The sequence below is a fragment of the Haloarchaeobius lipolyticus genome (genome assembly GCF_051208015.1).
Lineage (GTDB): Archaea > Halobacteriota > Halobacteria > Halobacteriales > Natrialbaceae > Haloarchaeobius.
Genome location: NZ_JBPKGF010000002.1, coordinates 201,765 through 219,867 on the forward strand (window position 1 = coordinate 201,765; position 18,103 = coordinate 219,867).

Below are 18,103 nucleotides of genomic sequence, written 5' to 3' on the forward strand. Positions count from 1 at the left end.
CTCAGCCGAGAGGAACTGCTTTCGTTCGTGGTATCATACCCCTAGCATGGCGCTCATCGACTACGTAGACCTCGACGATGCCGAGGGTCGAGTTGCCATGCTACTCGCCGCGGATGCCGAGACGTTCGGCCGCCCGTCGTTGTTCGCACGGATGCTGGCGAACGAGCCCTCGATACTCGAAGCCCGTGCCAGATACGTGACCAAGCTCCGTGAGACCGGGATTCTGGACAAACGAGAGCGAGAACTCATCTACGTCGTCGTATCGCTCGCTCACGACTGCGAGTACTGCGCGGTGAGTCATACGCGACGACTGGTCGAGGAGGTGGGGATGCCCCAGGACCGCGTCGACGCGATCGCCGACGGCGATCGGTCGTCGCTTTCGGAGCGAGAGCGTACCATACTCCGGTTCGCCGAACGAGCCGCGACCGACCCGAAACAGATCTCCGACGCCGACGTGGAGGCGCTCAACGATATCGGCTTCGACGACGCGGACCTGGTCGCACTCACAGCCGTCACGGCGACGGCGGTGGCTGCGACGACCATCATGGACACGTTGAACATCCACCCGGATGACGGCGTAGTCCTCGAGTAGCACGCCACACTCATCATAATTTTTACATTGGAGCTCCGGGTTTCGCGACGCCGTGGCCGAATATCTGCCGTATTCGACACGTAGGGACATCCTCGTCCCGGTGAGCGCGAGGAACGAGAACAGGCTCTCCCTTACGGAAACCTTTTTGCGCCGGTGTGAGTCGGTTCGAACAATGATTGCAGGGTGGTCACCATGACGATGGAAGACCGCATCGAGGAACTCGAAGAACTCCGCGCCGAAGCGCTGAAAGGCGGCGGCGAGGACCGTATCGAATCCCAGCACGAGAAAGGAAAGATGACCGCTCGCGAGCGCATCGACTACTTCCTCGACGACGGGACCTTCCACGAGTTCGACCAGCTCCGCACCCACAACTCCCACAACTTCGGGATGGAGGAGAAGAAGATACTGGGCGACGGCGTCGTCACCGGCTACGGCGACGTCGACGGTCGGAAGGTGTTCGTCTTCGCACACGACTTCACCGTCTTCGGCGGCTCGCTCGGCGAGGTGTTCGCCGAGAAGATCACGAAAGTGATGGACATGGCGATGGAGGTCGGCGCCCCCATCGTCGGCCTGAACGACTCCGCTGGTGCCCGTATCCAGGAGGGCGTCAAGTCCCTCGCCGGGTTCACGGAGATCTTCCACCGGAACCAGATGGCCTCAGGCGTCATCCCACAGATATCGTGCATCATGGGTCCGTGTGCAGGTGGCGCGGTCTACTCCCCGTCCATCACGGACTTCATCTTCATGGTGAAGGACACGAGCTACATGTACATCACCGGCCCCGGGGTCACGAAGACCGTCACGGGCGAGGACGTCACCCACGAGGAGCTGGGCGGCGCGATGACGCACTCCAGCAAGACGGGCGTCGCGGAGTTCGCCTGCGAATCCGACGAGGAGGCGCTCGACCAGATAAAGACGCTGCTCTCGTACCTCCCGAGCAACAACGTCGAGGACCCACCGCGGGTCGAACCCTGGGACGACCCCAAGCGTGCCGACGATGCTCTGGAAGAGATCGTCCCCGACAGTCCGCAGAAGCCCTACGACATGACCGACGTGGTCGGCTCCGTCGTCGACGAAGGGTCGTTCTTCGAGGTGCAGGAGGACTTCGCGAAGAACATCGTCGTCGGCTTCGGTCGCCTCGACGGCCACGCAGTCGGCATCGTCGGCAACCAGCCGAAGGCGAACGCCGGGACGCTGACCGTCGACGCCTCGATGAAGGGCTCGCGGTTCGTCCGCTTCTGTGACTCGTTCAACATCCCCATCGTCACGTTCGTCGACGTGCCCGGCTACATGCCCGGCACGGACCAGGAGCACCGGGGCATCATCCGCCACGGCGCGAAGCTGCTCTACGCCTACTCCGAGGCGACAGTGCCGCTGCTGACCGTCATCACGCGGAAGGCCTACGGTGGCGCCTACTGTGTCATGGCGTCGAAGAACCTGGGCGCGGACGTCAATTACGCGTGGCCGACGGCGGAGATCGCCGTCATGGGTCCGCAGGGTGCCGTCAACCTGCTCTACCGCAACGAGCTCTCGGAGGCCGACGACCCCGACGCGCTCCGCGACGAACTCATCGAGGAGTACCGCGAGGAGTTCGCGAACCCGTACACCGCGACGGACAAGGGCTTCCTCGACGACGTCATCGAACCGACCGAGACGCGCGCACGCCTCATCGACGACCTGCAGATGCTGAAGTCCAAGCGCGAGGACCAGCCGGACAAGAAACACGGCAACATCCCGCTCTGAGATGAGTCAGGAACTGCTCGACCGACTCGACATCCCGGACGACGCCGACGCGGAGGAAGCCGCGGCCATCGCGGCCGTCATCGGAGCCCACCTGCGGGACCGTGAACTGCAGGCCCAGCAGGACTCGGAAGAGACCTGGCAGGGGAAGAAGTGGGCGTTCGCGGGCCGCCTGCGAGCGACGACCGGTCACAGTGGTCGCGTTCCCGACAGCGCACCCACGAACGCGTGGGCGGCGAGCGGTCGCGCGGACCGGTTCTAGCGGAGTCCGTCTCTTTTCGGTCCGCTTGCGCTCTACGAACTGAGACGCCGCTCCTACCGCACGAGCACGTCGTGAGAATCGTAGAACCGTCTGACGCGGTCGTCTTCGAGCAGCGGCCGGTGCACCTGCATCGCTTTCGTCCCGGGGTAGCTGTTGCCCTCGACGATGGTGAAGCCCCCCTCGTCGTCGGTCGGCAGTACGTCCCAGCCGACGTATGGGACGTGCTGGTTGTGCGCGGCGATGCCGAGCACCTTGTCTCGAATCTGCTCCCAGCCGGGTATCTCTGTGCCTGCGATACGGCTGCCCGTGTCGGGATGGGTCTCGTGCCAGACGGGCTCGCCGGATTCGGGGAGCTGTGTCGCCGCCGTCAGTTCGCCCGTCTCGACGTCTATCTCGGCGTTCAGTCCCCCCTGCGAGAAGTTGTCCATCGGGTACGACCGGTCCGAACCCATGCGCTGGATGGCCATCGCGACGAACGACCCCTTCTCGTCGCACATGGTTATCATCCGGATGGTGTTCGGCGTGTCGGGATAGAGACGGGCCTGAGACGACGCCTGTTCGACGAACTCACAGACGAGGTAGTCGTCGAGGTCGCGGACGCGGCGCGCGAAGGCGTCGCGGGATTCTGCGTCGCCGTTGACCAGGATACGGTCGCCGTCTCCTCCGTCGAGTTCTTCGCCCGTCGGGTCGGCCGAACACAGCAGAACGTTGTTCCCGCCACCGCCGCTCTTCCACTTCAGGACGAGGTCCCCCTCGCGTTCCAGCAGGTCGACGACGCGAGTCGCGGCGTCGCCGGAGTCGCCATCTGCAGTGAGCTGGACCGTTCCATCGGACTCGTGGAGGGCGCCCGCCGGGAGGAACCGGCCGTCACGAAGCAGGCCGTAGACGGTCGGTCTGTGCTCGGCGAAGCCCCCGAGCATCCAGTGGAACACGAGCTTGTGGTCGAGCGCGTGCGACCACGTCCCGTTGATGTCGGGCGTGCCGACGAATCGCTCGTAGTCCGAGAGGTAGTCGTCTATCGAGTGTCGGTCCAGGTCGAACAGGACGTCCGACCGGGTGAGGAAGCCGTGTCTCCAGAGCCAGAGCCGGCGGGTCAGCGGACGGTCGAACTTCCCCGCCGTGTCCCGCTCGGTCTCGACCAGCGACCAGTGGTTCCGAACCACGTTGTAGACGGTACGGGGGTTCAACGCCATAGTTACCGATGCGGTTCCAGTCACATCAAACGAAAGCCAATCCTCCCGCCGGTACCGTCCCAGCGTGTGCCGGTCGAGTGCACGGGGTCGTCGAGGGCAACGAGGCCGACGGCGAGCAGGCGAGTTGCAGTACCGCTTCAACCGAAAGATGGACCGGCGGTCCTCAATGGCTCTACTGGCGGAAGATCGGGGAATCGGAGGCGCTCTCGTCGACGATTCAGGGGGGAATCGGAGACAGTATCGGCAGATGTTGCGAACCGACAAAGTAAGGTGCCCAACGTGAGACGTTCCGCGTAAGAATGTTCAGGAAGGTTCTCGTCGCGAACCGAGGAGAGATCGCAGTCCGCGTCATGCGTGCCTGTGAAGAGCTGAACGTATCGACAGTCGCCATCTACAGCGACGCAGACAAGGACGGCGGCCACGTCCGCTACGCGGACGAAGCGTACAACGTCGGCCCGGCCCGCGCGGCCGACTCGTACCTCGACCACGAGGCGGTCATCGAGGCCGCGCGGAAGGCGGACGCCGACGCCATCCACCCCGGCTACGGCTTCCTCGCGGAGAACGCGGAGTTCGCGAGCAAGGTCGAGGCCGAGGACGGCATCACGTGGATCGGCCCGAGCTCGGAGTCGATGGAACAGCTGGGAGAGAAGACGAAGGCCCGCAAGGTCATGCAATCGGCGGACGTCCCCATCGTCCCCGGGACGACCGACCCCGCCGAATCCGCAGAGGAGGTCAAGGAGTTCGGTGACGAGTACGGCTACCCGGTCGCCATTAAGGCAGAGGGTGGCGGCGGCGGCCGCGGCATGAAGGTCGTCCACAGCGAGGACGAGGCGGAAGACCAGTTCGAGTCCGCCAAGCGCGAGGGCGAGGCGTACTTCGACAACGACTCGGTCTACCTCGAGCGGTACCTCGAGGCCCCGCGCCACATCGAGGTTCAGATCGTCGCCGACCAGCACGGCAACGTCCGTCACCTCGGCGAGCGTGACTGTTCGCTCCAGCGCCGTCACCAGAAGGTCATCGAGGAGGGGCCGTCGCCGGCACTCTCCGACGACATGCGCGAGCGCATCGGCGAGGCGGCCCGCCGCGGTGTCAAGGAGTCCGACTACGTCAACGCCGGGACCGTGGAGTTCCTCGTCGAAGACGGCGAATTCTACTTCCTCGAGGTCAACACGCGTATCCAGGTCGAACACACCGTCACCGAGGAGCTCACCGGCATCGACATCGTCAAGTGGCAGCTGAAGATCGCCGCCGGCGAGGAACTCGACTTCTCGCAGGACGAAGTCGAGCTCGAGGGCCACGCGATAGAGTTCCGCATCAACGCCGAGAACGCCGCGAAGGACTTCTCGCCCGCGACAGGCGGCAAGCTCGTGACGTACGACCCGCCGGGCGGCCCGGGCGTCCGCATGGACGACGCTCTCCGTCAGGGCGACAAGCTCGTCACCGACTACGACTCGATGATCGCGAAACTCATCGTCTGGGGACAGGACCGCGACGAGTGTATCGAGCGCTCGCTCCGCGCCCTGCGCGAGTACGAGATCGAAGGCGTGACGACTATCGTCCCGTTCCACCGCCTGATGCTCTCCGACGAGAAGTTCGTCGCCGGCGAGCACACGACGAACTACCTCGACAACGAGGTAGACAAAGAGCGCATCGTCGAGGCGCAGGAGCAGTGGGGCACCGAGTCCGCGACCGAAGACGACGACGAGGACGTGGTCGAACGCGAGTTCACCGTCGAGGTCAACGGCAAGCGCTTCGAGGTCAACCTCGAAGAGCGCGGTGCGATGCCGGTCGGCGGAACGAAGTCGTCCTCCGGCCCGAAGCGTCGGCAGTCGGGTGGAAGCGGCGGCAGCGGCGGAAGCGACGGCGACTCCGGCAGCTCGCAGAGTGTCGAGGTAGCGGGCGATGGCGAGGTCATCGAGGCCGAGATGCAGGGAACCATCCTCTCCGTCGAGGTCGAGGAGGGTGAGGAGGTCGCCGCCGGCGACGTGCTCTGCGTCCTCGAAGCCATGAAGATGGAGAACGACGTCGTCGCCTCCCGCGGCGGCACCGTCACCCAGATAGCCATCGGTGAGGGCCAGAGCGTCGACATGGGCGACGTGCTCGTCGTCCTCGAGTAACGCGACTCGCGAAAAAAATCTGCGGACCCCTTCTCAGGGAAGTCTCGGTATCGGTTTCCAGTCCTGTTCTGCGAGCGATTCGTGCAACGTCCGCGGCGTGACCCCCAGTTCGGTGAGTCTCGTCGCGTCGAACCGCATCCCGCCCATCCCGTCTATCCACGCGTAGAGGTCGGCGACGACGTCGCCGTAGCGCGCTCTCGCCTCCTCGTTCGAGAGGAAGACGGGGGTGACCTCGCGCCCGAGCGCTTCGCCGAACGACTCTGCGATCTCAGAGAGCGTGAGCAGGTCGCCCGCGAGGTCGATGCTCTGGCCGACGAACGTCTCCGGGTGGGCGAACGCCTTCGCGGCCAGTTCACCGACGTCCGTGACGTCGACGAGGGGGAGCAGCGTGTTCGGAGAGACGGGCCAGGCCAGTTCACCGGCCTCGATGGCCTCCCGCTGTGCATCGAAGTTCTGGACGAACACGCCCGGACGAATCACGGTCGCCGGGAGCGCGAGGTCGCGGATGCGACGCTCTATCTCGAGTTTCGCGTCGAGGACGTCCACGTTCGCGTAGAAATCCGCTCCCATCGCCGAGGCGAACACGAGATGGGTCAGGCCGGCGTCGGACACCGCTTCGACGAAGTTCACGCCCTGCTGCACCTCTGTATCGTAGTCGTACTCCACACCGTCGGTGACGAGGAACGCGCCGTCGACCTCGTCGAGTGTCGCCCGGTACGAGACCGGTCTGTCGAGGTTACCCGTCACCACCCGTGCCCCGAGACGCCGGAGTTCGAGGGCACGGTCGGACTTCGGCGTCCGCGTCATCGCGTACACCGTGAAGTCGCCGTACACGCCGGACAGGAGGGCATCGACCACGGCGCCGCCCTGTCGACCAGTCGAACCGACCACGAGGATACGCGTCGTCATACGCCCGGTTACGGGCCCTGACGCAATGGCTAATCACCCGTCCGCGAACGCTAACGAGCCGTGAAAGCGTCCTAACGACGCGTTAGCACCGGCTCCCGAGACCGCGGTTCCGAACCGGACTCACCAGTCGATGACGGCGCGGTCGCGCCAGAACCGGCCGGCCGGTGCATCCGGCGCGAAGCGCGCGAGCCAGACCGGCGTGTCGGCTCCCTCCTCGACGCTCCGCGCCGCACCCGGGCCACCCATATCGGTCCTGACCCAGCCGGGACAGACCGAGTTGGCGAGCAGTCCATCGTCACCGTACTCGCCGTGGAGGTAGGCCGTGAGGCCGTTCAGACCGGTCTTCGAGACCCTGTAGCCGGGTGAGCCGCCCGATTGAGCTTCACCGAGTGCACCCATGCCGCTGGAAACGTTGACGACACGACCACCGGGTCGCTCCAGGAGCAACGGGAGGGCGTGCTTCGTGAGAACTGCCGGGCCACGGAGGTTCGTGGCGAGGACGCGGTCGATGCCGTCGACGGGCGCATCGACGAGCGGTTCACGGGGACCGGAGATGCCGGCGTTGTTCACGAGCACGTCGAGCCGGCCAGTCTCGTCCTCGACGGTGGCGATGGCGGTCTCGATGGACCCGTCGTCCGTCACGTCGAGGCGAACGGGGCGCTGGCCGTCCGGAACGTCTGCACCGGTGTCGCGAATGCCCGCGTAGACGGTTGCCCCGCGGTCGACGAGGTCGGCGGCTATCTGTCGGCCGATGCCCCGGTTCGCGCCCGTGACGAGTGCGACCTGCCCGTCGAGCGTATCGAGGAGTGGAACGTCCATATCCGGTAGAGGAACCGGCGGCACATCTAGTCGACCCTGCGCGTCGAGACTTCCGAGACGACCGTCTGCTCAGTCGACCCTCGCCCGGACCGTCTCGAGGACGTCGGCGGGGAGCCCGTAGCTGTCGGCCTCGGCGTCGAACAGGCCGGGCGTGCCGTACCCGGCGACGAAACCGTTGAGCCGCGCGGCGACGGTCGACTCGCGGACCGCGTCGGGCTCGTCGTAGACTGCACAGACCGCGTCGAACACCTCGCCGGAGCCACGGAGGTGGTACTTCTGGTGGTAATCCTCGGCGAGGGTGAAGCCGGGACTCGAAAGCGGTTCCGTCCGTGTACTCACGTGGCCGCGCCGCGTCTCTCGGGCAGCTCTCGACTCCTCGACCGCGGTGCGCTGCCGCTCGTCGTGCCACAGCACGAGGTTCTGGTACTGGCGGACCGGCGAGCGTGCTCTCGCATCGTGGCTTCTCCAGAACTGGTCGAGCAGGTCCCGATAGGAGAGCACGTCCGGGTCGAAATCGACCTGGACGACCTCCGTGTGGTCGCCGAGGTCGCGGTACGTCGGGGAGGGCGTCGATCCACCCGCGTAGCCGACGCGGGTCCGGACGACTCCGGGTAGCACGCCGAACCGCGCGTCCGGTCCCCAGAAACAACCGAGACCGAACGTGGCGGTCTCGACCGTCCGTGGGGCGGTTGCGTCGAGCGGGAGTGAGTGGATGGGGAGGGCGTCCCGACCGTGTCCGTCTCGCGTCACGGGCGGAAGTCGAGCGTCAGCGGGAATGTGCCTTTCGTCAGCGAGCCGCAGACGGCCGCACGGGGACGGTGGGGTCGGAGGCGACCGTCAGGCGGCTGCTGTCGAACGAGGGGCGCGGGCCGAGCGGAGCCGGTACTCCACGGGCACGTCTACTACTCGAAGCCGAGAGACCATTTACGTATCCTAAGCTAAAATACCAGTTTGACTCACTGGAGAAAGAGCGTACGAGCCCGGTTTTCGGACGTTGCGAAGGGGTGAACCCTGTGATTCGGCGCAGGCGCTCAGTTCTGATGGAACTCCTTCACGAGTTCCAGGTCTCGCTGGGTCTGCATGAACTCAGACAGGCGACGCTGGCTCGCGCAGTCCTCGCACTGGAACTCCTCCTTCGGGTCCGGCAGCTTGTGCGGCTTCGCTTCCCACATGTAGTCACAGTCTGGACACGATAGGTCGACGAAGGCTTCGGGTGCCATGGTCGAATCGAGGGGCGACTCGACCGAAAAGGACCGGCCTACAGTGCGGGGTCGAGGTCGAGCAATCCCGCAGCCAGCGTCCGACACTCCTCGGCGACCGCGACGCCGTCTACCCATCTCCGCGGGAGCGCACTCGCTCCGAACCGTGCGCCGGCGACCGCCCCTGCGACCGCACCCAGCGTATCCGCGTCGCCGCCCATCGCGACCGCACCGACGATGGCGTCCTCGGCCGTGTCGGCGCGCAGTCCGTGGAAGAGCCCGGCCTGGACGGTCGTCACGACGTATCCGGAGTTCTCCAGGTCCGTTGGCTCGAGGTCGGAGAGTCCTTCGACGGCGGTGACCAGCTCGCCGGGCGCTTCGTCCCGAATCCGGTCGAGCGCTGTCTGGAGCGGGTCCGACTCGCCACGGACGAGGCCAGCGACGACGAGGTTGACCAGCGCACAGCCCCAGGTACACCGCGGGTCCGCGTGGGTGATGGCCGAGGACCGTCGACTCACCGCGACCAGTCTGTCCGGGTCGTCTCCGAACGCGAGCGCGTGAGGTACACAGCGCATCACGCTCCCGTTCCCGGCGTTCGTTCCCTCCTGGCTGTTCTCCCAGACCCTGTGACCGGCCTCGTCCCACGGCGCACCGTCCCGGTAGGTCCGGATCGCCCGGGCGGTCATCCCGCCGATGTCGAACGGGCCGCTCTCGTACCAGGCGAGGAACCGCTGGGCGACGTCGTCGCCGTCGAAGCCCTCGCACTCGACGAGGCTCCGGGCGAGACAGAGCATCATATCCGTGTCGTCAGTGACCGTTCCCGCCGGCTGTCCGTGCGTTCCGTGTCCCACGAGTTCGGTGAGGCGGCCGTGCTCGCGCTCGATGGAGTCCGGCGTCCTGAACTCGACCGGTCGCCCGAGCGCATCGCCACAGGCGAGGGCCAAGAGCGCACCTGCCGCCCTGTCGTTCTTCGATTCGGACATGACGTGGAGAGATGTGACGAACTGCCAAGAAGATATCCCGCGATGTCGGGTTCGATACCGGCGGCTGAGCGCCTGCCCAGTTAGAGCGATTCCGCGAGTGCCCACACGTCCTCGGTCGGGTCGACGTTGCACGGCTCGCCACCGCGTTCGGTGACGATTCCGGTGTGGTAGAGCATCGCCTTCAGCTGGAAGGTCGTCCCCGACTGGTAGACGGTCCCGTCGGCGAGCGCTCCACGGTTCAATCCCCCGTCGCCGTCGAGGACCCGGCCCCGCGCCGTCTCGCGCGTGCTGACGAACAGTTCGACCGCGAACGAGGGGTGGTCCTCGTGAAGACGACAGACGAGCTCCTGCAGGGTCGGTGCCGTCTCACCCTCCCGGTGCAGCTGCTGCAGTTCCTGCACGAGCAGTCTGGTCGCCGGATACTCGTACACCACTCGACGTGCGAGCTGTCCCCATCGCGGCGCGACGTCGATGAACCGCTTGCGCGAGCGCTTCCACTCCTCGAACGCCCGCAACGCCTCGTGTACGTCGCCGTACTCCCGTATCGCGAACCTGACGACCTCCTCACCGAGGTGCGTCAATTCCACGCCGTCAGGTCTCTCCGTCACGAGACCGAGGAACGCTGCCCCGGCACGCGCCCCGTCGGTCGCGCCGACGACGTGTTCTGCGACGAGGTCGTCGGTCGGTCCAGGGAGGTAACACGCCAGCGGATAGGCGAGGTAGTTCTTCGGGTGGTTGAGGCCGAACGACTGGTCCGCCACGCCCTGTGCGGTCGCCTGGAACCGGAGCGCCGTCGTCGCCGACGACGCCTGTGCGCCGACGACGTGCGGCACTTCGAGCGGCGTCACAGACCCGTCGTCGTGGACGGCCAGGACACCGACGTTCAGGTCACGCGCCAGCATCTGTGTCCCGGTCGTGATGGCCTTCGCAGGTGCCGCGAGGTACGCGACGTTCGCGTCGGTCAGGCGGTCGTGCGCCTGGACGACCCCACGCTCCGTGTCGACCACGCCGTCGCGCCTGTATCCCTTCGCTTCGACGGCGACGAGTGGGGTGTCCGTCTCGTCACCGAGCCCCGCCATCATCGTGTCGTCGAGCCGTCCGACGCCGACCAGATCCGGGTAGCCCGACCCGACGAGGACGTGGTTGAACGGCGAGAGGTCGGCGGCGACGGACGACGGAATCTCCTCGTCAGTTCGCCACGTCTCCATCGAGAACTGCGTGTCCACGACCGCGTACGAATCTTCACGTTCGGGCGGGAACAGCGCACGTTTCGTGTGCGCGAGGACGGTCGGTTCGGACATGGACGCACCGGCGCTCATTGACGCGCTCTTCGGCGGGTCACACCATGAAACCGTGGGCCGGACGTGGTACGTTCGGTGACCGGCTGTCGTGTGCTCACAGCCAGAGGTTCGAGACGAACCCGACCAGTCCGCCGTAGACGACGTACGTGGTGAAGGCTGCTCCGTCGACCACCGGAACGGCCGCCCACGGAGCCATCCCGTGGGCTGCCAGCCAGAGCGGTTCGAGCAGGGCGGCCGTAGCGAACCACGCGAGCACGCCGAAGACCCCACCGACCAGCGGGCCGAGAAAGCCCCGTCCGTACCGCCAGAGCGGCCGTGAGTGGACCAGCACACCGAAGACGCCGCCGAACAGTCCCGAGAACAGAAGGTGCCAGAACCACAGCTGGGTGACGTTCGCACCGAGTTCGAAGCTCGTTCCGAGGGCACTGGCCTCCACGGACCACAGGTGGACAGCGCCGATGATGCAGGACCCGGAGACCACCCCGGCTGCGAGCGTCCGGATAGCGAGTTCGTGCCGTGGTGTGACTCCGACCGTGACCGTCGGACGAGTGCTCATACCGTAGCGTACCACGGAGGGCTACATGTACCGTTTCCGAACTGTTACCCCAGTCTCACCCAAATTCCGTTCACAGTGTCCACTGATCCTCACCGCGAGCGGCTTCACGCGGCCCGAGTTCCGCCTCGTCCAGTTCTTCGCGGATCGCCTGATAGACCTCTTCGACCGGCGGCGTGTCCATCGTCGGGTCGAGCGGGTGTTCGCCGACCCACTTGTACCGGACCGTCCGCTCCCGGTCGATGAGAAAGCACGACCGGCGCGATCGGGCGAACAGTTTGAACACGCGGTACTCGACGCCGAACGCGGCGGTCAGTTCGAGTTCGGGGTCCGAGATGAGCGGGAAGTCCAGCCCGAACGCCCGCATGAACGTCCGGTGGGTCAACGGCCGCGACTTGCTCACGCCGACGATCTGGACGTTCCCCTCCGCGTCGTCGAACCAGCCGTAATCGCGGAACTCGCACCACTCGCCGGTGCAGTCCGGCGTGAAGTCGTTCGTGTAGAAGCACAGCAACACTGGTCCGTCGTCGAGGAGGTCGGTCAGCCGTGCCTCCTCCGTGCCACCGTCCGGGTGGACCATCGGGGCGACGAACTCGGGCACCGCCTCGCCGACGGCGAGCCCTTCTGAATCTGCCATAGCCCAACCTGTGAGTACCGACGAATATACTTTCGGGAGCAGTCCGTCGGCGTAACTTCGGACGGGTCGAGAGGTGGACGACGAAAGCTGTCGCTCGTCGGTCTGAATCTGGAAAAGTGCTCCGTCAGGGATTCGAACCCTGGTCCTTGCCGTGAGAGGGCAAGATGATTGGCCGGACTACACCAACGGAGCTTACATCCGGTCGCGCTTCGCATTCAGTCGTTTCGCTGGGATACTAAAAACCCTTGCGTTTCGGAGGCGCTGTGTGGCGGTTTACCGACGCTCATCCTCCTCGTCTTCGAACGGCGAGCCGGCCGCGTCGGGCTCGTGGCCGGCGAGGCTGACGATGTTCTCCCTGCCGACTCTGAGCTTGCTGATGGTTCCCTCATCCTCCATCTCGCTGAGGAGCATGCTCACCTTGGACTTCGACCAGTCGGTCTCGTCGACGATGTGGGACTGGCGGAGCCGACCGCCGTTCCGTTCGAGCAGCCTGACGACCCGGTCCTCGTCGGTCAGGAGTTCCTCGTCGCTGATGGCCGGCGTGGTGGCTCCCCCGTCCGAGTTCGCGGTCGTCGGTGCTCCGCCGGATGCGTCCTGCTGCGGCGCGTTCTGTGCCGTCGACGACCCATCCTGGGGTCCGGCACCGGAGACCGCCTGACCGGAACCGGCATCGTCGTCGCGAGAGCGAAGCCAGACCACGACCGCGCCGATGCCGACGAGCGCGACGGCGAACATCACCGGGAGCATCGGGAAGGAGCCGTCGTCCCCGCCGGCGTTCGGACCGGAGGCGGCTTCCGTTTCCGTCGAACCGCCGGGCGTCCCGGTTGCGGTCGGCGTCCCGTTCGACCGCGTCGGGAGGAGTTCGACGCGGGGACGGCCGTCGGCGAACTGCCGTTCGCCCTGCCACGTCACGGACTCGCTACGCTGGAGCGAGTCACCGGAGACGGTCCCGCTCGGGTCGACGCTCTCGAAGCGGATGGCGTCACCGTGCTCTACGACGAGGCTCTGTGACGGGCCGATGTAGAGACCGCCCGCGAACACGTCCCCGACCACCACGCGGCCGTTGGGAGTCTGGGCGAACTTCTTCCACCGGAAGGAGAGCTCGACGATGCCGACGTCGTTGAACCCGGTCTCGACCCTGGCGCTCCGCCTGAAGTCGACCGCCTCCATCTCGCGGCCGGTCTCGTTCGTTCCGGTCGCGACGAGACTCTCTGCCCGGCGGGTGAAGTCCGTGTAGAGCTTCGTCTCGTTGTTCTCGAACTCCTGTGCGAAGGCTTCGAAGTCCTCGCGTTCCTGCGAGCCGTTGAGGTTACGCTCGTACCGGATGGTGAACCTCGCCGACCCGTTCGCGTGTACCCGAATCCTGAACTGTGTTCGGTCGAACTCCTGTTGTGCTCCACCGACATCCCACTCGGGAGCATCGAGACTCGATGCTTTCGTCTGGGTGGCCGGCTGGGCAGCCGTCGCTGGGAAAGCGCCCGCGAAGACGGTCGCGCCAACGAGGAGGACGACGAGTGTCGAAACACCGTATGACCGACGCATTCGTCTGCCCTTTCACGGGGAGGGATAAAGAACGCTAGGCACTTGGCTCGACGAGTGCGCCATGTGCACAGACCAGCTCCGGCTGTTTCCACGCTGACACGTCGTCGCGGGGGTCGGACGGGAGAACGACGAGGTCTGCCGGCGCTTCGGGCTCGATGCGGCCCGCTTCTATCCCGAGCAGGTCGGCCGACCCCACCGTCGCCGCCTCGAACGCCTCGGTGGGTGTCATGCCGTAGTCGACCATCAGCTCCAGCTCGTGCGGGACGTCCGCGAACGCGTTGTACGGGGTGCCCGCGTCGGTCCCCATCGCGATGGAGACGTCCGCAGCGAGCGCGTGTTCCCAGGCCGTCTCGTAGGCGTCCAGCGCGTCTTTCGCCTTCTCGACCGCTTCCGGGGGGATGCCGCCCTCGTCGGCGTTCTCGACGATGCCGTGGAGGGCGCTCGCGGTCGGGACCCAGTAGGTGCCCGCGTCGGCCATCGCCGCAGCCGCCGACTCGTCCATGTACGTCCCGTGTTCGATGCTGGAGATGCCGGCGGCGACGGCGTTCTCGATACCCTGCGTTCCGTGGGCGTGCGCGGCCGTGGGAACGGCCTTCGCGCTGGCCGCCTCGACGAGCGCCGAGAGCTCGTCACTGTCGAGTTCCGGGGCGCCGGTCTGGGCACCGGGCGTGAGGACGCCGCCCGTCGCCATGCACTTGACCACGTCTGCACCGGCTTTCAGCTGTTCCCGGGTCGCCTTCCGGACCTCGTCACGGCCGTCCGCTTCGCGACCGAACCAGTGACCGTGCCCGCCCGTCATCACGACGTTTCGGCCACAGGCCAGCACTCGCGGTCCCAGGACGGTCCCGTCGGCGACCGCGCGCCTGGCATCGAGGGCGATTCCATCCGCCGCGCCCAGGTCTCTGACGGTGGTGACACCCGCCTCGACCGCGTCCCGGAGGTTCCGAGTCGCCTGGAAGCTGAGGAAGGCGGTCGACTCACCGACGAGCGTGGTCGGGTCCGGCCCGGCGTCCATCATGAGGTGGACGTGCGCGTCGACGAGTCCCGGCGCGAGGTACGACCCGTCGAGGTCGTGGACGGTGTCCGGTGCGCCGTCCGGTTCGTCTCCGACGTGGACGATCTGCCCGTCCTCGACGAGGACGCTCGCGTCTCGGGCTCCGTCGGCATCGACGACGGTTCCCCCCCGGAAGAGCCGCGTGGTCATCGGCCTCCCTCCCCGGTCGGCTGCCCCTCACGCCGTCCGTCGCTGTCACGGACCGTCGACACTGCCTGTCCCTTACCGTATACTGTCGTCACGACTCTCGGTTCGAGTGGTGAGAGGAAAAAGATGGGCCCGCACGGGATGACGAATCGCCGGGCCCGCAGTCGACGAAACCGTGACTGACGTGGTGGGTGGGTGGTGGGTGGTGGTGCTGGGTGTGGGTCTAACCGGAGTCACGGTGGGGATTGTGGGACGTCCAGTCAGGGAGCGTGGCAGGGTTGGCAACCGAGTGTATCTCTCGGGTCTGCCGTCACACCCTAACCCACAGTTGTGACCCGCCCACCATAAAATTACCGACGAAAATTTCCAATAGCTATCGAACCGGTGAATTGCCATTAGATAGAAATAAAGGGAGGTTCATAGTGTAACATACAACGGCTACCGCCGGGAGTGAGATACGATGAGACTACGACAACCCACCGACTTCCTGATCCTCGAAGCCCTGCAGGCGCAGGGCCGCAACGTCGCGACCAACCTCGCCCACCACACGGGCAAGAGTCGCAAGAACATCAACAGCCGACTGCCGGTCCTCGCAGACTACGGTCTCGTCGAGAAGATCGGCCCCGCAGAGCGCTCGGGCCTGTACGAGGTCACCAAGAAGGGCAAGATCGCCCTGATGTACCAGGACCAGTACGACGAGGTCGACGACTTCGGCGAGCTCATCGAGGGCCCGCACGCGAGCGACCCGCAAGCTGGATCGAACCAGCAGGCGGCGGCGCTCGTTCGCGGTGCTGAGGAGGAAGAGTCCGACGACGCGGACAACTGAACTCGGTACTGCTCGACGCCGAGCGGTGAGCGTTACTGCTCGACACCGAGAAGCGTTCGGCCACGCGTTACCGATTCCGTCGTTTCTTCGACGCACGTCATGCACCAGACGGCCACGTCAGAGCCGTCAGTCGCGGTCGCGAGCCCGGTCGCCGCGTGCCGTGACTGGACCCGACCGCAGTGGTCACACCGGAACGACCCCGCTGGGACGTCCTGTGCGTCGATTCGTTCGCGTATCTTCCCGAACAACATCCGACGCTTTCGGACGCCGGGATGCAGGCCTGTGACGGCCGTGACGACAGTATCGAAGAGTCCCCCCATCTCACTGGAAGATACGGCGTGCCTGTATATTCAGTAAGCGGTCCCTGTGCCAGCCGCGCGTGCCTGACCGCGCACCTAACGGCCCGTTAGGGAGCCAGCCGGTTCTTTCGGTTCTTCATGTTCTGTTCGTAGTAGTCGAAGGTGATGGGACACCACTCGGCGGCGAGGTCGAGGACTTTCTCGGTCATCTCCCGGATCTCCCACTGGCTGTCGGCCGCGGCGCGCATGTCCGCGACGTGCATCAGCATCCGCGCGTTCATGCTCATCACCATGTTGACCTCGGTCCCGATGGGCAGGACGAACCGGGCGTCCTCCGGGGGCATCCCGAGGTCGAGCAGGCGCTGGTAGTCCTCGACGCTCCGAGTGACCGACTCGCGGAATATCTCCTCGCGCTCGGCGACCGTTTCCTCGTCGACGGCACCGCCCTTCTGGTTCCGACCGATCCAGTCCGGGTCCGAGGCGGACGGCGGCGTCACGACCATCTCACCCTCCCGGACGTCCTCTGGGTCGACGTCGTCGAAGGCGACGTACCGCATCGACTGCACGTCGAAGCTGACGTGGCGATGGCGGGTTATCTGGGCCATGCACGACCGGCTGATTCCCTTCACCGCGAACGTGACCTGCGGGTGCTCGAACGGCCCGAAGTGACCGTGGCTGAGCAGGTGGCCGATGAGCGTCTCCTTCTTCGCCTCGATGTCGTCGCCGTCGATGCTCTCCATCACGGTCTCGAACGACTCCTCCCCCACGAAGTCCGCGTAGTAGTCGTTCCGCGCAGCCGTGCAGATGAGCTCTTCCGGGTCGTCCGTCGCCGCCAGTAGTTCCACCTTCATCTGTCGCTCTTGGAAACGTGGTCACCTCGTGGGAGTAAAACCATTCTGTCTTCTCCCCTGCCGGGAGTCTATCGCCCACTGCTGCGAACCAGGTTCGAACCCCTGGCTACTTCCGGTCCAGCCGCTGGAGCCCGTGCCAGATGGCGTCGACGAGTCGGTCCTCGCCCTCGCCGTCCGCCCGGTCCCACCCGCGGGCGAGTGCATCTTCGAGTACCCGCAGACTGTGGTTCTCGAAGTTGTTCATCCCGCGGAAGGATTCGAGGGCGTCGCGTTCCACCTCGCCGAACTCGTCGGACGGGTCGCCGCCGGTCTCCCCGGTGTCGTAGAACCCGAGGTCTGCGAGCACCGCCCGGACCTCGCGCGCCGCCTCGCCGGAGAGCGACCGTGTCTCAACCGGCTCCTCGCGCGCGAGCAGGGTGATGTCGTACAGTCGGAACACCCGCTCCAGCTCGTGGATGGGGTGTTCGTGGTCGTCGACGCGCACGTCGACCCAGCGGTCGTTCCGACCATCGTAGCCGCCCTCGGGTTTGGCGACGTACAGTGCGGCGGACTGCTCGCCGCGGGAGTCACCACCCGCGTCGTTGCCGGCGTGCAGCGCCGCGATGAGCCGTTCGGGGAGACCTCCCTCGGTACTCTCGAACGTCTCGGCCATCGCGGTGAGCGTCTCCTCGTTCTCGAGGATGTTCCCCTGGACGGTGTAGTGCTCGCCCTGCACGTCGCCACAGACGTCGAAGCACTCGTCGCCGGTGAACGCGTCCACGGAGCCGTCGACCCCGACGACGCCCACCTGCCTTCGCGGCGCGTCCGGGTCGGCACCAGTGAGCTCGTCGACGACCTCGGTCGCGCTCCGGCCGGCGCGAAGCATCTCGAGCCCGTCCGGGCCGTAGGCGACGTTGGCGAAGCTCTGCGTGGCGATGGCGCCCGCGTCCGCGCTGACGAACGGGACGACGGCGCCGACGCTGATGAACTTCGACTGGACCGCGACGCCGATGGCGTCGGTCTCCGGGTCGCGCGCGACGATGGAGAAGGTCGAGGGTCGTGGTTGCATACGCTGGCTGTCGACGCGTGGCCGGAAAAGG

At 66.1% G+C, this 18,103-nt stretch carries 19 protein-coding genes and 1 tRNA gene; 5 read left to right on the forward strand and 15 right to left on the reverse strand.

What is annotated here, in order from left to right; genetic code table 11:
• The first annotated feature begins 46 nt into the window (after positions 1 to 46).
• The 3 genes from ACSC1Y_RS04010 (at position 47) to ACSC1Y_RS04020 (ending at position 2,594) form a co-directional block, all read left to right on the forward strand.
• Positions 47 to 592: a carboxymuconolactone decarboxylase family protein gene (locus ACSC1Y_RS04010; RefSeq protein ID WP_435333401.1), complete on the forward strand. Its 546-nt coding sequence runs from the start codon at positions 47 to 49 to the stop codon at positions 590 to 592.
• Positions 593 to 790: 198 nt separating this feature from the next.
• Positions 791 to 2,335 carry an acyl-CoA carboxylase subunit beta gene (locus ACSC1Y_RS04015; protein ID WP_435334639.1) on the forward strand — a complete coding sequence of 515 codons (1,545 nt, stop codon included), beginning with the start codon at positions 791 to 793 and terminating at the stop codon, positions 2,333 to 2,335.
• A 1-nt stretch (position 2,336) separates the two neighbouring features.
• Positions 2,337 to 2,594 (forward strand): DUF8022 family protein, encoded by a 258-nt coding sequence (locus tag ACSC1Y_RS04020; protein ID WP_435333402.1) that lies wholly within the window; start codon positions 2,337 to 2,339, stop codon positions 2,592 to 2,594.
• A 53-nt stretch (positions 2,595 to 2,647) separates the two neighbouring features.
• Here the strand turns inward: ACSC1Y_RS04020 and ACSC1Y_RS04025 are convergent, their stop codons facing one another.
• Positions 2,648 to 3,787, reverse strand: a complete 1,140-nt coding sequence (locus ACSC1Y_RS04025) for a sugar-transfer associated ATP-grasp domain-containing protein (protein WP_435333403.1) — start codon at positions 3,785 to 3,787, stop codon at positions 2,648 to 2,650.
• A 299-nt stretch (positions 3,788 to 4,086) separates the two neighbouring features.
• On the opposite strand from ACSC1Y_RS04025, the gene ACSC1Y_RS04030 reads away from it, so the two are divergent.
• Complete coding sequence (locus tag ACSC1Y_RS04030; protein WP_435333404.1) at positions 4,087 to 5,904, forward strand: acetyl-CoA carboxylase biotin carboxylase subunit; 1,818 nt, start codon at positions 4,087 to 4,089, stop codon at positions 5,902 to 5,904.
• A gap of 33 nt (positions 5,905 to 5,937) precedes the next feature.
• Here the strand turns inward: ACSC1Y_RS04030 and ACSC1Y_RS04035 are convergent, their stop codons facing one another.
• The 11 genes from ACSC1Y_RS04035 to ACSC1Y_RS04085 form a co-directional block, all read right to left on the reverse strand.
• The gene (locus tag ACSC1Y_RS04035) at positions 5,938 to 6,813 is read right to left on the reverse strand and encodes an NmrA/HSCARG family protein (RefSeq protein ID WP_435333405.1); all 876 of its coding nucleotides are present in this window, start codon (positions 6,811 to 6,813) and stop codon (positions 5,938 to 5,940) included.
• 120 nt (positions 6,814 to 6,933) lie between these two features.
• Positions 6,934 to 7,632 carry an SDR family NAD(P)-dependent oxidoreductase gene (locus ACSC1Y_RS04040; protein WP_435333406.1) on the reverse strand — a complete coding sequence of 233 codons (699 nt, stop codon included), beginning with the start codon at positions 7,630 to 7,632 and terminating at the stop codon, positions 6,934 to 6,936.
• A 69-nt stretch (positions 7,633 to 7,701) separates the two neighbouring features.
• Positions 7,702 to 8,382 (reverse strand): peptide-methionine (S)-S-oxide reductase MsrA, encoded by a 681-nt coding sequence (locus ACSC1Y_RS04045; RefSeq protein ID WP_435333407.1) that lies wholly within the window; start codon positions 8,380 to 8,382, stop codon positions 7,702 to 7,704.
• A 281-nt stretch (positions 8,383 to 8,663) separates the two neighbouring features.
• Positions 8,664 to 8,852, reverse strand: coding sequence for a DUF7836 family putative zinc-binding protein (locus tag ACSC1Y_RS04050; protein ID WP_435333408.1), 189 nt, complete (start codon positions 8,850 to 8,852; stop codon positions 8,664 to 8,666).
• A 38-nt stretch (positions 8,853 to 8,890) separates the two neighbouring features.
• Positions 8,891 to 9,814: an ADP-ribosylglycohydrolase family protein gene (locus tag ACSC1Y_RS04055; RefSeq protein WP_435333409.1), complete on the reverse strand. Its 924-nt coding sequence runs from the start codon at positions 9,812 to 9,814 to the stop codon at positions 8,891 to 8,893.
• 80 nt (positions 9,815 to 9,894) lie between these two features.
• On the reverse strand, positions 9,895 to 11,133 hold the full coding sequence (locus ACSC1Y_RS04060) for a hypothetical protein (RefSeq protein WP_435333410.1): 1,239 nt from the start codon (positions 11,131 to 11,133) through the stop codon (positions 9,895 to 9,897).
• A 76-nt stretch (positions 11,134 to 11,209) separates the two neighbouring features.
• The gene (locus ACSC1Y_RS04065) at positions 11,210 to 11,671 is read right to left on the reverse strand and encodes a hypothetical protein (protein WP_435333411.1); all 462 of its coding nucleotides are present in this window, start codon (positions 11,669 to 11,671) and stop codon (positions 11,210 to 11,212) included.
• 70 nt (positions 11,672 to 11,741) lie between these two features.
• Positions 11,742 to 12,305 carry a redoxin domain-containing protein gene (locus ACSC1Y_RS04070; RefSeq protein WP_435333412.1) on the reverse strand — a complete coding sequence of 188 codons (564 nt, stop codon included), beginning with the start codon at positions 12,303 to 12,305 and terminating at the stop codon, positions 11,742 to 11,744.
• 117 nt (positions 12,306 to 12,422) lie between these two features.
• A tRNA-Glu gene (locus ACSC1Y_RS04075) sits at positions 12,423 to 12,497 on the reverse strand.
• 81 nt (positions 12,498 to 12,578) lie between these two features.
• On the reverse strand, positions 12,579 to 13,847 hold the full coding sequence (locus ACSC1Y_RS04080; protein WP_435333413.1) for a helix-turn-helix transcriptional regulator: 1,269 nt from the start codon (positions 13,845 to 13,847) through the stop codon (positions 12,579 to 12,581).
• 34 nt (positions 13,848 to 13,881) lie between these two features.
• On the reverse strand, positions 13,882 to 15,051 hold the full coding sequence (locus tag ACSC1Y_RS04085) for a metal-dependent hydrolase family protein (protein ID WP_435333414.1): 1,170 nt from the start codon (positions 15,049 to 15,051) through the stop codon (positions 13,882 to 13,884).
• A gap of 457 nt (positions 15,052 to 15,508) precedes the next feature.
• Between ACSC1Y_RS04085 and ACSC1Y_RS04090 the strand changes: the two genes are divergently transcribed.
• On the forward strand, positions 15,509 to 15,874 hold the full coding sequence (locus ACSC1Y_RS04090; RefSeq protein ID WP_435333415.1) for a winged helix-turn-helix transcriptional regulator: 366 nt from the start codon (positions 15,509 to 15,511) through the stop codon (positions 15,872 to 15,874).
• A gap of 32 nt (positions 15,875 to 15,906) precedes the next feature.
• Here ACSC1Y_RS04090 and ACSC1Y_RS04095 read toward each other — a convergent pair whose 3' ends face one another.
• The 3 genes from ACSC1Y_RS04095 to ACSC1Y_RS04105 form a co-directional block, all read right to left on the reverse strand.
• Positions 15,907 to 16,194: a hypothetical protein gene (locus tag ACSC1Y_RS04095; protein WP_435333416.1), complete on the reverse strand. Its 288-nt coding sequence runs from the start codon at positions 16,192 to 16,194 to the stop codon at positions 15,907 to 15,909.
• A gap of 86 nt (positions 16,195 to 16,280) precedes the next feature.
• The gene (thyX, locus tag ACSC1Y_RS04100) at positions 16,281 to 17,024 is read right to left on the reverse strand and encodes an FAD-dependent thymidylate synthase (protein ID WP_435333417.1); all 744 of its coding nucleotides are present in this window, start codon (positions 17,022 to 17,024) and stop codon (positions 16,281 to 16,283) included.
• 106 nt (positions 17,025 to 17,130) lie between these two features.
• Positions 17,131 to 18,072 carry a DUF1028 domain-containing protein gene (locus tag ACSC1Y_RS04105; RefSeq protein WP_435333418.1) on the reverse strand — a complete coding sequence of 314 codons (942 nt, stop codon included), beginning with the start codon at positions 18,070 to 18,072 and terminating at the stop codon, positions 17,131 to 17,133.
• Positions 18,073 to 18,103 lie beyond the last annotated feature (31 nt).

Excerpts from the sequence above, each read along its gene's own strand:
- ACSC1Y_RS04050 (WP_435333408.1), bottom strand. The coding sequence starts at position 8,852 with ATGGCACCCGAAGCCTTCGTCGACCTATCGTGTCCAGACTGTGACTAC.
- ACSC1Y_RS04040 (WP_435333406.1), bottom strand. The coding sequence starts at position 7,632 with ATGGACGTTCCACTCCTCGATACGCTCGACGGGCAGGTCGCACTCGTC.
- ACSC1Y_RS04105 (WP_435333418.1), bottom strand. The coding sequence starts at position 18,072 with ATGCAACCACGACCCTCGACCTTCTCCATCGTCGCGCGCGACCCGGAG.
- ACSC1Y_RS04090 (WP_435333415.1), top strand. The coding sequence starts at position 15,509 with ATGAGACTACGACAACCCACCGACTTCCTGATCCTCGAAGCCCTGCAG.
- ACSC1Y_RS04095 (WP_435333416.1), bottom strand. The coding sequence starts at position 16,194 with ATGGGGGGACTCTTCGATACTGTCGTCACGGCCGTCACAGGCCTGCAT.
- ACSC1Y_RS04025 (WP_435333403.1), bottom strand. The coding sequence starts at position 3,787 with ATGGCGTTGAACCCCCGTACCGTCTACAACGTGGTTCGGAACCACTGG.
- ACSC1Y_RS04010 (WP_435333401.1), top strand. The coding sequence starts at position 47 with ATGGCGCTCATCGACTACGTAGACCTCGACGATGCCGAGGGTCGAGTT.
- ACSC1Y_RS04070 (WP_435333412.1), bottom strand. The coding sequence starts at position 12,305 with ATGGCAGATTCAGAAGGGCTCGCCGTCGGCGAGGCGGTGCCCGAGTTC.
- ACSC1Y_RS04065 (WP_435333411.1), bottom strand. The coding sequence starts at position 11,671 with ATGAGCACTCGTCCGACGGTCACGGTCGGAGTCACACCACGGCACGAA.
- ACSC1Y_RS04080 (WP_435333413.1), bottom strand. The coding sequence starts at position 13,847 with ATGCGTCGGTCATACGGTGTTTCGACACTCGTCGTCCTCCTCGTTGGC.
- ACSC1Y_RS04085 (WP_435333414.1), bottom strand. The coding sequence starts at position 15,051 with ATGACCACGCGGCTCTTCCGGGGGGGAACCGTCGTCGATGCCGACGGA.
- ACSC1Y_RS04015 (WP_435334639.1), top strand. The coding sequence starts at position 791 with ATGGAAGACCGCATCGAGGAACTCGAAGAACTCCGCGCCGAAGCGCTG.
- ACSC1Y_RS04020 (WP_435333402.1), top strand. The coding sequence starts at position 2,337 with ATGAGTCAGGAACTGCTCGACCGACTCGACATCCCGGACGACGCCGAC.
- ACSC1Y_RS04060 (WP_435333410.1), bottom strand. The coding sequence starts at position 11,133 with ATGAGCGCCGGTGCGTCCATGTCCGAACCGACCGTCCTCGCGCACACG.
- thyX (WP_435333417.1), bottom strand. The coding sequence starts at position 17,024 with ATGAAGGTGGAACTACTGGCGGCGACGGACGACCCGGAAGAGCTCATC.
- ACSC1Y_RS04035 (WP_435333405.1), bottom strand. The coding sequence starts at position 6,813 with ATGACGACGCGTATCCTCGTGGTCGGTTCGACTGGTCGACAGGGCGGC.
- ACSC1Y_RS04030 (WP_435333404.1), top strand. The coding sequence starts at position 4,087 with ATGTTCAGGAAGGTTCTCGTCGCGAACCGAGGAGAGATCGCAGTCCGC.
- ACSC1Y_RS04055 (WP_435333409.1), bottom strand. The coding sequence starts at position 9,814 with ATGTCCGAATCGAAGAACGACAGGGCGGCAGGTGCGCTCTTGGCCCTC.